This window comes from Sphingorhabdus sp. SMR4y (assembly GCF_002218195.1).
In the GTDB taxonomy this organism is placed as follows: Bacteria; Pseudomonadota; Alphaproteobacteria; order Sphingomonadales; family Sphingomonadaceae; genus Parasphingorhabdus.
Window position 1 is genome coordinate 550,871 of the sequence record NZ_CP022336.1, and the last position, 12,163, is coordinate 563,033.

At 59.6% G+C, this 12,163-nt stretch carries 9 protein-coding genes and 1 tRNA gene; 5 read left to right on the forward strand and 5 right to left on the reverse strand.

Annotated features, from left to right (window positions below; genetic code table 11):
- The first annotated feature begins 87 nt into the window (after positions 1 to 87).
- The 3 genes from SPHFLASMR4Y_RS02620 (at position 88) to SPHFLASMR4Y_RS02630 (ending at position 4,138) form a co-directional block, all read left to right on the forward strand.
- Positions 88 to 675: a carboxymuconolactone decarboxylase family protein gene (locus tag SPHFLASMR4Y_RS02620; protein ID WP_186266026.1), complete on the forward strand. Its 588-nt coding sequence runs from the start codon at positions 88 to 90 to the stop codon at positions 673 to 675.
- An 11-nt stretch (positions 676 to 686) separates the two neighbouring features.
- Entirely contained in the window at positions 687 to 1,958 is a 1,272-nt protein-coding gene (locus tag SPHFLASMR4Y_RS02625) for a cytochrome P450 (protein ID WP_089132175.1), read from the forward strand.
- 119 nt (positions 1,959 to 2,077) lie between these two features.
- A complete protein-coding gene (locus tag SPHFLASMR4Y_RS02630; protein ID WP_089132176.1) occupies positions 2,078 to 4,138 on the forward strand; it encodes a catalase in 2,061 nt (686 codons plus the stop codon).
- A 169-nt stretch (positions 4,139 to 4,307) separates the two neighbouring features.
- Here SPHFLASMR4Y_RS02630 and SPHFLASMR4Y_RS02635 read toward each other — a convergent pair.
- Both SPHFLASMR4Y_RS02635 and SPHFLASMR4Y_RS02640 read right to left on the reverse strand, forming a co-directional pair.
- Positions 4,308 to 4,381, reverse strand: a tRNA-Gln gene (locus SPHFLASMR4Y_RS02635).
- 56 nt (positions 4,382 to 4,437) lie between these two features.
- A complete protein-coding gene (locus SPHFLASMR4Y_RS02640) occupies positions 4,438 to 5,100 on the reverse strand; it encodes an SOS response-associated peptidase (RefSeq protein ID WP_089132177.1) in 663 nt (220 codons plus the stop codon).
- A gap of 113 nt (positions 5,101 to 5,213) precedes the next feature.
- Here SPHFLASMR4Y_RS02640 and SPHFLASMR4Y_RS02645 point away from each other — a divergent pair, with 113 nt between their 5' ends.
- Positions 5,214 to 6,326: a Ppx/GppA phosphatase family protein gene (locus SPHFLASMR4Y_RS02645; RefSeq protein WP_089132178.1), complete on the forward strand. Its 1,113-nt coding sequence runs from the start codon at positions 5,214 to 5,216 to the stop codon at positions 6,324 to 6,326.
- Positions 6,323 to 6,997: an RlmE family RNA methyltransferase gene (locus SPHFLASMR4Y_RS02650; protein WP_089132179.1), complete on the forward strand. Its 675-nt coding sequence runs from the start codon at positions 6,323 to 6,325 to the stop codon at positions 6,995 to 6,997. The genes SPHFLASMR4Y_RS02645 and SPHFLASMR4Y_RS02650 overlap by 4 nt, the downstream gene beginning before the upstream one ends.
- On the opposite strand, the gene SPHFLASMR4Y_RS02655 is transcribed toward SPHFLASMR4Y_RS02650, so the two are convergent.
- The 3 genes from SPHFLASMR4Y_RS02655 to SPHFLASMR4Y_RS02665 form a co-directional block, all read right to left on the reverse strand.
- Positions 6,994 to 7,776, reverse strand: a complete 783-nt coding sequence (locus SPHFLASMR4Y_RS02655; RefSeq protein WP_260807045.1) for a DsbA family protein — start codon at positions 7,774 to 7,776, stop codon at positions 6,994 to 6,996. The two genes, SPHFLASMR4Y_RS02650 and SPHFLASMR4Y_RS02655, sit on opposite strands and share 4 nt — an antisense overlap.
- 85 nt (positions 7,777 to 7,861) lie before the next feature.
- Positions 7,862 to 9,262: a M48 family metalloprotease gene (locus SPHFLASMR4Y_RS02660; protein ID WP_089132180.1), complete on the reverse strand. Its 1,401-nt coding sequence runs from the start codon at positions 9,260 to 9,262 to the stop codon at positions 7,862 to 7,864.
- Between the two features lie 119 nt (positions 9,263 to 9,381).
- Positions 9,382 to 12,156 (reverse strand): Rne/Rng family ribonuclease, encoded by a 2,775-nt coding sequence (locus SPHFLASMR4Y_RS02665; protein ID WP_089132181.1) that lies wholly within the window; start codon positions 12,154 to 12,156, stop codon positions 9,382 to 9,384.
- Positions 12,157 to 12,163 lie beyond the last annotated feature (7 nt).

The window sequence follows — 12,163 nt, forward strand, 5'->3', positions numbered from 1 at the left end:
CCGATCCTTCTCCAAATCGACAGTATCGGAAGCAGTAATAAAGCCTAGCATGGTGAAAAATATCATTGTCGGATTGGAGAGGATCGGATGAGCCGGATATCGAAACTGCCGCCGGAGGAATGGGATCCGCGGATCAGGGAGGCTGTCAATCCCGACGCCGCCACCGATCTTGAACAGGGGCTTGTGCGCTATTTTGCCCATTGTCCGGAACAGGCGCTGGGTCTGATGCAATTTGGCGGGGCTTTGAAAACAGGCCGGAAACTGCCGGAACGGCTGGTCGAACTGGTGCGGTTGCGCATCGCCTTCTTCAACCAGTGCCGCAGCTGCATGGCGATCCGCTACACCGATGCCGTCAATGACGGTGTCGACGAAGGGGCGGTCTGCTCGCTGGAAAAACCACAGGAAGCCGAAAATCTGAGCGACGCGGAAAAAGCGGCGATTCATTATGGCGAGTTGATGGCGACCGACCATCTGGCGATTGACGATGCGGTCCACGCCGGATTGCGAGACCATTTCAGCGAAGCGGAAATCGTAGAACTGGGCATGACATGCGCCTTTTTCGTCGGTTTCGGACGACTGGCGGCGACCATGCATATGGTCGAGGAACTGCCCGAGGCGTTCCGGAAAGCCGAAAGCATTGCGCCATGGGGCGAAGAAAAAATTCAAGTCCGTTAGGGGGGAATATCATGGCAACCGAGGCCGATATTGATATCAATCTGTTCGATGTGGAAACGCAGAAATGTCCTTATGACGCCTACAAGACCCTGCGCGAGGAAGCGCCGGTCTACAAGCAGCCCGGCACGGATATTTATGTCATCACCCGCTATGAGGACGTGCGCCGGGTGCTGCTCGATCCGGTGACCTTTCCCAGCAGCCCCAGGAAATTTGCCGCGTTCAACAAGACCGGCGCCACCGAACGGCAGCAGGTTGTGCAAAAGCGTTTCGAGGAAAAGGGCTGGTTGCCCGAACCGACCCTGTCGAGCCGTGATGATCCCAATCACAAGCAGATGCGGGCGATGTTCAACGAAGCATTCAAACCGAGCAAGATCAAGACCATGGACCCGCTGGTCGAGAATCTGGCTTATGAGCTGATCGATACTTTCATCGAGGATGGCGAGTGCAACTGGGTCAGTCAGTTTGCCGTACCCTTGCCGCTCTATATTATCGGCGAACAGATGGGCGCGCCGCGCGAGGACATGTGGAAGATCAAGAGCTGGACCGATGCTTTTTTCCACCGCATTTCGATGATGCTGGACGAAGAGGTCGAACTGGAGATGGTCGACCGCGAAATCGAGGGGCAGCATTATTTTCACCCCATTTTCGAACGGTTGCGCGAGAAGCCCGATGACAGTCTGCTCAGCGAGTTGGTCAACCGGGTGATCGAGGAATGGGGCCGGCCGCTGAATGACAATGAGCTGCACGCCGAGATGATGGCGGACACCTTTGTCGGTGGCAGCGAGACGACGACCAATGCCTTGGCCTCTGGCATAAGACTGCTGATCGAGAACAAGGATGTCTGGGCGCAGCTGAAAAGCGATCCCGACAAATATATGAAGACCTTTGTCGAGGAAGTGGTGCGGCTGGAGTCGCCGGTGCAGAGCCTGATGCGCTTTGCCGGGGAAGAGGTCGAAATGCACGGCGTCCCCATCCCCAAGGGCGCGCTGCTCAATATCCGCTATGCCGCCGCCAACCGCGACGAGAGCGTGTTCGAATGTCCGGAGAAAATCGATCTCGAACGCAAGCGGGCCGGGGCGCATATGGGCTTTGGCTCCGGCGTCCACCATTGCCTCGGCGCGCCTCTGGCCCGGCGCGAGCTGATCTGGGGCTTTACCGCCGTGGTCGACCGGTTCGAGGATATGTGGTTCATCGAGGGCAAGAATGATTTCGCCATCCATCCGCACTTCCTGCTCCGCTCACTCAAGGAACTGCATATCGGCTTCAGCCCGAAGGCGCGCTGATCCTCGCTTGATATCGGCAAAGACGAGACGATCTTTTTATCGGCTGTTCCGGTGAACCATCTCGCTCAACCTGCGTAGGTTTGGGTGAAGAGATGTGTCCCCCAAGAAAGGAAATAGCCATGAAAGACCTGAAACTCGGTAAAAACGGAGAGCCGCGCCAGACCGCAACCGGCGACGACGATATCATGACCACGCAGCAGGGCGTGCCGGTATCGGATGACCAGAACAGCCTGAAAGCGCACGCCCGCGGCGGCACGATGCTGGAAGATCAGGTCATGCGGGAGAAGATATTCCACTTTGATCACGAACGGATTCCCGAGCGCGTTGTCCACGCCCGGGGCTATGGCGTGCACGGCCATTTCGAGCTGACCGAAGCGATCCCCGAACTGTCGAGCGCCGACATTTTTCAGCGGGTCGGCGAGAAGACGCCTCTATTCTGTCGCTTCTCGACGGTTGCCGGCAGCAAGGGTTCGCCTGATGTCGCGCGCGACGTGCGTGGCTTCGCGGTCAAATTCTACACGAAGGAAGGCAACTGGGATCTGGTCGGCAATAATATACCGGTTTTCTTCATCCAGGATGCGATCAAATTCCCCGACCTGATCCACTCGGTCAAGCCGGCGCCCGATCGCGGCTTCCCGCAGGCGCAGAGCGCGCATGACAATTTCTGGGACTTCATCTCGCTGAGCCCGGAATCCATGCATATGGTGATGTGGGTGATGTCCGACCGCGCCATCCCGCGGTCGCTGCGCTTCATGGAAGGCTTCGGCGTGCACACGTTCCGGCTGGTCAATGCCGATGGCAAGTCGCATTTTGTCAAATTCCACTGGAAACCGAAGCAGGGCATGCAGTCGGTGGTCTGGAACGAGGCGCTGAAGATCAACGGCATGGACCCCGATTTTCACCGCCGCGATATGTGGGATGCGGTCGATTCCGGCGATTATCCGGAATGGGAACTGGGCGTGCAGATATTCGACGACAAGTTCGCCGACGAGTTTGAATTTGATGTGCTCGACCCCACCAAGTTGATCCCGGAAGAACAGGTGCCGGTGAAGATCATCGGCAAGATGGTGCTCGACAATAATGTCGACAATTTCTTTGCCGAGACCGAGCAGGTGGCTTTCTGTACCCAGAATATCGTGCCCGGCATCGACTTCACCAATGACCCGCTGCTGCAGGGGCGGAATTTTTCCTATCTCGATACGCAGTTGAAGCGGCTCGGCAGCCCGAATTTCACGCATATCCCGGTGAACGCGCCAAAATGCCCGGTGCGCCATTACCAGCAGGACGGCCATATGGCGATGACCAACCCCAAGGGGCGGGTCAATTACGAGCCGAACAGCTGGGACGAAGGCGAGGGGCCGCGCGAGGATCCGGCGAAGGGCTTCAAGAGCTTTCCGGAAGAAGTGGACGGCACCAAACATCGGGTTCGTTCGGAAACTTTCGCCGATCACTATAGCCAGGCACGGCAATTCTATATCAGCCAGACCCCGATCGAGCAGGACCATATCGCCGCGGCGATCACCTTCGAGCTTTCCAAGGTCGGCAAGGCCGCGATCCGCGAGCGGATGGTCGGGCATTTGCGCAATATCGACGAGGATCTGGCAAAAAATGTCGCCGATGGCATCGGCATGGACAAGCTGCCCGAAAAGATCAAACCCGCGCGCAAGCCGGTGGACGATCTGCCGGCATCGGATGCGCTGAGCATGCTCAAGAACCCGCCGGAAAGCTTTTCGGGTCGCAAGCTCGGCATCTATATCGCCGAGGGTGGCGATGCCGATCTGGTCAAGGCGCTGAAAAAAGCGGTCAAGGATGAAGGCGGCACCTCCGCGATCATCGCGCCGCACATTGCCGGCGCCAAATTGTCGGATGGCGAGGTGATGCCGGCAGACGAGAAGATCGACGGTGGCCCGTCGGTGGTCTTTGACGCGGTCGCTCTGGTCATGTCCGAAGATGCCGGTGAGAAGCTGGCGGGCAACAAGCCGAGCCAGGATTTCGTCAGCGACGCCTTCGCCCATGTAAAGTTCATCGCCTATTCCGAAGGTGCGATGCCGTTGCTGAAGGCCGCGGGCGTCGCGGACAAGCTGGACGATGGCGTGGTCGCACTTGAAGCGAAACAGGACGCTGCGGACTTCCTGAAACAGTGCCGCAACCTGCGCTTCTGGGACCGGGTCAAGGGCTAGGGGCAGGCGCACCCGGCAATATCGCCGGGGCAGAACCATGTTGATCGAAGCGGCAAGCGGTCCTCCGTTTGTCGCTTCGATGTCTTTGGCCGGGAGAGGATATTCCCGGTCCCGCTATGCAGGAAGCCGGAGCAGCGCCCGGATCTCGGCGGGACAGGAAGAGAAAAACTGGATCCCCCGTGAGGATTCGAACCTCAATTGACGGAGTCAGAGTCCGTAGTCTTACCATTAGACGACAGGGGAGTGCCGGTGCGCGGCAATAGGCAGGGAGATGCCTGCGGTCAAGCCTTTTGGTGCTCTTATTCTGCGATTGGTTCGATCAGCTGCGGGTCATTGTTGCGGTTGCTGTTGACGCGGCTGGAAACTCGGGTGGTTTGCAGGCCGTTCCGGAACGGTTTCGCCAGCTTTTCCGCCTCGTTCCAGCTGCCATCCATCCATGCGTCGATGTCGGTCTGTTCCAGGATGGCGGGCGCGCGGTCGTGGATCGGGGCGAAAGCAGGCGGCGCAGCCGTGGTGATCACGGCATAGCTGTCGATGTCGAGCCGGTCATTGTGCGTCCACAGACCGGCGAGCAGCATCGGCTGCCGGTCGCTGCGCTCGACCTTATATGGGGTTTTCGTCTGTCCGGCCCTTTGCCATTCATAGAAACCGGACACCATGATGATGCAGCGGTTCTCGTCGAGCAGCGGTTTGAAGGATGGTTTTTCGGTCAGCGTCTCGGCCCGGGCGTTGATCATGTTGGCGGCAAATTTCCGGTCCTTCGCCCAGTGTGGCACCAGGCCCCAGTGCATCGGTTCTAGCGACCGGGTGCCGGCGCGGTTGACGCAAACCGGAACCCGCTGGGTGGGGCAGATATTGTAATTGGGCTGGAAATTGCTGGCCGGAGGCGGCTGGACGATCGCCAGTATATCGCGATATTCGGCCCAGGTGAGTTCTTCGTGGCTGAATTTGCGGCCGCACATGATATTTTCCGTTCGACTTGGTTACCGCCCCTTGCGTCTCCGCTGCTGCGGCGTTATCTTCTCCGGCAAGTACCGGCGGTATTATCCGATCCGGAGAACATAAGAGTACGGTCATGGCGGATCAAGCATCCCCATCGCCGCAAGATACAAAAGGCGGATCATCCGCAAGGAAATCCCGCCCGAAACATGCGGCGACACATAATGGACAGAGTCGCATTGCGTCTCCCGTTCACCCAAGCGCCGGGCGCTGGCCCAAGTTGCGGTCCTATGCCGCGATTGATCTGGGCACCAACAACTGCCGGTTGCTGGTGGCAAAACCGTCGTCCGACGGTTTCATTGTCACCGATGCCTTTTCGCGTGTGGTGCGTCTGGGCGAAGGACTGGTCGAAACCGGTAAAATCAGCAGTCGAGCGATGGACAGGGCGGTCGCCGCATTGTCGATCTGCGCCGACAAGCTGCGTCGTCGCAATGTGACGCTGGCCCGTTCGGTGGCCACCGAGGCTTGCCGACGCGCCAGCAATGGCGACAAATTCATCGAACGGGTGCGGCGGGAAACCGGCATTGCGCTCGATGTCATTACCGCAGAAGAAGAAGCGCGGCTGGCGGTGCTCGGCTGTCACATCCTGCTGGAGCCGGGCGAAGGGCCGGCGCTGATCTTCGACATTGGCGGCGGCTCGACCGAGCTCGTACTGGTCGACACGAGCGGTTCCGCGCCGGAAATCCTCGACTGGCAAAGCGCGCCCTGGGGCGTGGTTTCACTGACCGAAAGCGAGAAATTTGACGGGGATGATCCGGTTGCGCGCCGCAAGGCCTTTGCCGCGATGCGGGCCCGGGTCACCGACAGCTTTGCCGATTTTGCCGCCCGCCTGCCGCGGCTCGACCAGTGCGATTATCGCCTGCTCGGCACGAGCGGCACGGTGACGACATTGGCCAGCCTGCATCTGAAACTGCCGCAATATGACCGCAAGGTCATAGACGGCCTGATCGTTCCGACAGAATCGATGCGCGAAATCAGCACGATGCTGGCCCATGCTTCGCCACAGGAACGGGCCGATATTCCGTGCATTGGCCGGGAGCGCGCCGATCTTGTGGTCGGCGGCTGTGCCATTTTGGAATCGATCCTCGATATCTGGCCGGCCAGCCGGGTCGGTGTGGCGGACCGGGGCATTCGCGAGGGCATCCTGCGCTCGCTGATGTCGGCCAACGAACGGAGTCCGGTACGATGAGTCGCGGCAGGTCAGGAACCAGGCAGAGAGTCAAAACCGCCAAGGGCCGGAAAATCGGCTCGACGCGCTGGCTCGAGCGGCAGCTCAACGACCCCTATGTCAAACAGGCGCGGGCCGAGGGTTACCGCTCACGGGCCGCCTACAAGCTGCTGGAACTGGACGAGCGCTTCAAGCTGGTCCGCAAAGCCAGGGCCGTTGTCGATCTGGGCATAGCGCCGGGGGGCTGGGCCCAGGTGATACGAAAATTCGCGCCAAAGGCGGCGGTCGTCGGCATCGACCTGCTCGATGTCGATCCGATCGACGGGGTTACCATTTTCAAGATGGACTTCATGGATGATGCCGCGCCTGACCTGCTGATCGAAGCTCTCGGCAGCGCGCCGGACCTGGTCTTGTCCGACATGGCCGCCAATACGGTCGGCCATCAGCAGACGGACCATTTGCGGACCATGGGTCTGGTCGAGGCGGGAGCCTATTTCGCCGTCGAAAATCTGCAGAAGGGCGGTGCCTTCGTGGCCAAGGTGCTGGCAGGCGGAACCGACAATGAACTGCTGACTTTGCTCAAGCAGCATTTTGACGTGGTCAAACATGCCAAGCCGCCGGCCAGCCGCAAGGGCTCTTCCGAATGGTATGTGATTGCCCAGGGTTTCAAGGGCAGGCCGGACGACGCCTAATTGGCGGCGCGGGCTTTCGCGACCATTTCCTTCAGACCTTCATAGCCGACAGCTCCGACTTCCGACTGGTTGCCGATCACCCAGGCCGGCGTACCGGTGAAACGCAATTGCTGGGCGGCGGCTATATTATCCTCGATTTCCTTCTTGGCTTCCGGAGAGGCGATGAAGGCGCGCGCAGCCTTCATGTCGAGGCCGACTTCATTGGCCGCAGCCTGGATGGTCGAAGGGGTCGGTCGCCCGGTGGCGAACATGGTCTTGTGAAACGCGTAATATTTTCCCTGCTTGGCTGCCGCCAGCGCCATCAGCGCGGCATCATTGCTGGATTCGCTGAGAATGGGCAGTTCGCGGAACACGACTTTGACATTCTTGTCTTCGGCAATCAGCCTGGCGATGTCGCGCTCGGTCTGCTTGCAATAGGGGCAGTTGAAATCGGAATATTCGACCACCACCACATCACCATCGGGATTGCCGGCAAAGGCATTTCCGGCGAAGGGTTTTTCAATCTGCGCCCGGACAGCATCGATGGCGCCCGCCTTCTGGCGGTTCTGCAAGATTTCGACCGCTTCCGGAATGATCTCGGGGTTCTTGAGAATATACTCGCGTACGATTGCCTCGATCGCTTTCTGTTCCTGGGCATTGATGCCCGCGGCCAGCACGGCTTCGCTGGCTGCTTCGGTCGAACTGCTGCTGGTCTGCCAGAACCATACGCTCACCGCCGCCGTTATGGCCAATCCGCCACCCGCCATAATCATCCACTTTCTGTTTGAATCGTTTTCCACAATCGGGTTCTTTCCTTGAATCATGGCATTGGCCATGGCCGTCAGACTTGTCCAGCCCCAATGGCCCGGACCAGCGCGTCAGGACCTAGCGGCGCCGGCTGTTCTTTTCAAATTCGGCCTTGGCGATGAAAGATATGTCCTGCGCCCGGATCCAGTCAGGCGTGTTTTCGGGAATGCCGGACATGGCGATCTGAGAGCTGCGAATGGCGCCGGCATAATTGCGTTCCAGCAGAGCGCTCTCCGCTGTCGCCAGCTGGGCCCGCGGAATATCGCCCTTCTGCGAATAGACAACGCCCAGTTGGTACCAGGCGAACGGGTTGCGATTATCCTTGTTCACCGCCGCTTTCAGTACCCGTGCAGCCTCGTCCAGATATTGTGGATCTTCGGTGGCGATCAGGGCATGACCGAAGAGGCTGGCGATCAGGGGCTGATTGTTGGTCAGCTGGACCGATTTGCGCAGCGATTTGAGCGCTTCGTCGGGGTTGCCGGATTCGAGCAGGATCTGGCCGTGCAATTCGAGAAAATAGGGATCATCCGGCGCCGACTTGAGCAGATTATTGGCTTCGTAGAGCGCGCGGTCGGGATAGGCACTTTTGTGCCAGGCATAGGCGCGGGCATAGCGGGCAGGGACCGACTGGTCGCTTTCGGGATATTTGCGCAAGGTCACGGCAGGGTCCGAGGTAAAGCCGAGCAGCTTCGCCTTGACCCGCTGGAACCGGGATTCGATTTCCGGATCGGACGGTCTGTCCCAGGCCGGGTCCTGCTGATAGACATCGCGAAGCAGGGTAACCCTTTCCCCGGAAAGCGGATGGGTTCGTCCGTAGCTGTCCTCCTGCGGAATTCCGAGGCGGAACTCGTAATTTTGCAGTTTCTTGAAAAAATCGATGGACCCTTTTCCGGATATGCCGGCTGCCCCCAGATAGCGTGCGCCGGCGGCATCGGCCGATCGTTCCTGAACCCGGCTGAAAGCCAGAAACTTGCCCATGGCGGCTTGCTGGCCGGCAGCCAATATGCCCATGCCGGCGTCACCGGCACCCGCAGCAATCGCTGCAGCACCAAGTACCAGACTGAGAATCGTGATGCCGGTTGCGGTTTTCGCGCCCTCGTCAAAGCGGATAATATGTCCGCCGGTGATATGGCCAAGCTCGTGCGCCATGACGCCCTGGACTTCATTGGCGCTGTCGGCGGTTTCGATCAGGCCGGAATAGAAATACATGCGCTGGCCACCGGCGACGAAGGCGTTGATCTGGCTGTCATTGATCAGGATGACTTCGACCTCATCGGCATCCAGTTCGGATACCGCTACCAGCGGTGATACCATATCGGAAAACAGGGCTTCGGTCTCGGCGTCGCGCAAAATCGATTGAGCTGCGACGGGCTGTACGGCGATGGATATAATGACCAGAAATGCAACGGCCAGACGGGCTAGCCGGTCGGTAGCTGGCAGGGCGATGCCGGAAAATGAAACAGCAAAAAATTTGCGCATGAAATTCCTTAGCATGAAAGTCTGGCCGGAGGTCTTTCTTCTGTCATGGCCGGCCTGAACCGCGGATGAAAACGGTCGCGTTCCCGCCAGAAATGTCCGGCGGGAACGCGCTGTTTCAATCACCCGAAGGTGCGCTGCCACCAGCCCTGGCGCGGTGCACCGCCGTCACTGGATTCCTTGGCGTCACTGTCGGATGCCTTGGCTTCCTCTTTGGGTTTGGCGGTGGTTTCGTCCTTGGGTTTGGCCGCCTTGTCCTCTTTCGGCTTGGCTGCCGCTCTCGGCTTCCGTGGCTTGGCAGGCGCTTTTGCCTTGGTCTCTTTTGCCTCTTTTGGCTCTTTGGTTTTGGCCTCTTTTGGCGCTTCGGCTGCGGTCTGATCAGCGGTTTCGGCGCTATCGGCCTTTTTCGCCCGTGATCGTGACGCGCGTTTCACCGGTGCCTTTTTCTCGGCGGTTGCATCGGCCGTTTCGTCCGTCGCTTCTGCAGCGGGTGCATCGGCCGCCGGCTTGGCCTTGCGCGGTGCGCGGCGCCGTTTCGGTTTCTCCTCGATGGCATCAGCTTCCGGCTCGGCGCTTGCCGCCGACTGTTCGGCCGGTGCTTCGCTCTTTGCAGAGCGACGCCTTGTACGCGGCTTGGCTTCGGCCTTTTCCTCGCCAGCGGTCTCACTGTCCGCAACCGGCGCAGCGTCAGCCTTGCGGCTGCTGTTGCGGCGCGAGCGTGGCTTGGGCTTTTCGGCCTGTTCGCCGGCATCCGTGTCCTGCGCCGGGGCTGCTGTCTCGCTCTTGTCGTCGCTGGCGACGTCATTCGCATTCCCGTTTGCATTGTCGCCATTATTGTCCGACGGGCCGGCTTCCCCGCGATCGCCACCGCGGTTGCGTCTGCCGCGCCGGCGCCGTTTGCGCTTCGGCCGTTCTTCGCCTTCGCTACGGTCGCCTCTGGATTCGTTGCCGCCATTGTCAGCCTCTTCCGCGCGATCATCGTCATCGTCATCGTCGATAATGGGCTCGAACTTCGGCATATTCTTTGGCGGACTGCCAGAAGTCTGGATATCCATCCGCGCCCCTTCGGTCTCGCCATCGGGGACGATTTCGATCGAGACGCCGTAGCGTTTCTCGATATCCTCGATCTCGTGCCGCTTGCTGTTCAGGACATAGATGCATGCTTCCTGGCTGGTGCGCAGGGTGATCTGGCTGGCCTTGCCCTTGGCCGCTTCTTCCTCGAGCAGACGGAGTACCGACAGTGCGGCAGATGATGCCGTCCGGACCAGTCCGGTGCCTTCACAATGGGGGCAAACCTTGGTCGAGGCTTCGAGCACGCCGGTGCGCAGGCGCTGGCGGCTCATTTCCATCAGGCCGAAGCTGGAAATCCGTCCGACCTGAATGCGCGCGCGGTCGTTTTTCAGCGCGTCGCGCATCGCCCGCTCGACTTTGCGGACATTGCCGCTGCGGTCCATGTCAATGAAATCGATTACCACCAGACCGGCCATGTCACGCAGGCGCAACTGGCGGGCGATTTCGGCTGCGGCTTCCATATTGGTCTTGACCGCGGTCGCCTCGATCCCGTGTTCGCGGGTCGAGCGTCCGGAGTTGATGTCGATCGACACCAGTGCCTCGGTCGGGTTGATGACCAGATAGCCGCCGGATTTCAGCTGCACTTCCGGTGAATACATGGCCGATAGCTGGTCCTCGACGCCATAGCGCTGGAATAGCGATACCGGATCGGCATAGCTCTTCACCCGCTTGCTGTGGCTCGGCATCAGCAGCTTCATGAAATTCTTTGCAGCCGTATAGCCGCTGGCACCCTCGACCAGCACTTCCTCGATCTCGCGATTGTAAATGTCGCGGATCGCGCGCTTGACCAGGTCGCTGTCGCTGTGGATCAGACTTGGTGCCGTTGCGCTCAGCGTCTTTTCGCGGATTTCGTCCCACAGGCGAGCGAGATAGTCGAAATCGCGCTTGATTTCCGGCTTGGTGCGCGAAAGACCGGCGGTGCGCACGATGCAGCCCATGCTGGTTGGCAGCTTCAGGTCGGCGATGATCGACTTCAGCCGCTTGCGGTCGCCGGCATTGTTGATCTTGCGGCTGATGCCGCCGCCGTGGGAGGTGTTCGGCATCAGAACGCAATAGCGGCCGGCGAGGCTGAGATAGGTTGTCAGCGCCGCGCCCTTGTTGCCGCGTTCTTCCTTGACGACCTGCACCAGCACGACCTGCCGCCGCTGGATAACATCCTGGATCTTGTAGCGCTTGCGCAGAGCCATACGCTTCTGGCGGGCCTGATCGCTGGCCTTGGGCATGCTGCCCTTGCCGCGGCCCTTCTGGCGACCACCACGTCCGCGACGGCCACCGCTCTTGCCCTTGTTCTCGCTATGGGATTCATCATTGTCGTCGGACGAATCATCCTCCGAATCCTCGTCCTCGTCGTCGTCTTCGTCATCACCATTTTCTACCGGAATTTCACCTTCGGTGACGTCAATGGTGTCGACGCTTTCGTCCTGGTCGACTTCGACCAGAGCGGTGTCGAGCTCTTCGGTGGCTTCGCTGCGCACCATGTCGGCGGGTGCGTTTTCTTCTTCCTCTTCCTGCGCGCGCAGGGCGGCCTCTTCAGCGGCATGCTCGGCTTCTTCGGCCAGCAGCGCTTCGCGATCTTCTCTTGGAATCTGGTAATAGTCGGGATGGATCTCGGAAAAGGCGAGAAAACCATGACGGTTGCCGCCATAATCGACAAAAGCGGCCTGCAGCGACGGTTCGACGCGGGTTACTTTTGCTAGATAGATATTGCCTTTAAGTTGTTTGTGCTCGGAAGATTCAAAATCGAATTCCTCAATCTTGTTTCCTTTTACGACCGCCACCCGGGTTTCTTCCTGGTGGCGCGCGTCGATTAGCATGCGCGTAGTCATTCAATAG

What these genes read in the sequence shown, in the direction of transcription:
- SPHFLASMR4Y_RS02640 (WP_089132177.1), bottom strand. Translation starts at nt 5,100, where the DNA reads ATGTGCGGCCGCAAATTCAGCCACGAAGAACTCACCTGGGCCGAATAT.
- SPHFLASMR4Y_RS02650 (WP_089132179.1), top strand. Translation starts at nt 6,323, where the DNA reads ATGAGTCGCGGCAGGTCAGGAACCAGGCAGAGAGTCAAAACCGCCAAG.
- SPHFLASMR4Y_RS02625 (WP_089132175.1), top strand. Translation starts at nt 687, where the DNA reads ATGGCAACCGAGGCCGATATTGATATCAATCTGTTCGATGTGGAAACG.
- SPHFLASMR4Y_RS02645 (WP_089132178.1), top strand. Translation starts at nt 5,214, where the DNA reads ATGGCGGATCAAGCATCCCCATCGCCGCAAGATACAAAAGGCGGATCA.
- SPHFLASMR4Y_RS02665 (WP_089132181.1), bottom strand. Translation starts at nt 12,156, where the DNA reads ATGACTACGCGCATGCTAATCGACGCGCGCCACCAGGAAGAAACCCGG.
- SPHFLASMR4Y_RS02630 (WP_089132176.1), top strand. Translation starts at nt 2,078, where the DNA reads ATGAAAGACCTGAAACTCGGTAAAAACGGAGAGCCGCGCCAGACCGCA.
- SPHFLASMR4Y_RS02620 (WP_186266026.1), top strand. Translation starts at nt 88, where the DNA reads ATGAGCCGGATATCGAAACTGCCGCCGGAGGAATGGGATCCGCGGATC.
- SPHFLASMR4Y_RS02660 (WP_089132180.1), bottom strand. Translation starts at nt 9,262, where the DNA reads ATGCGCAAATTTTTTGCTGTTTCATTTTCCGGCATCGCCCTGCCAGCT.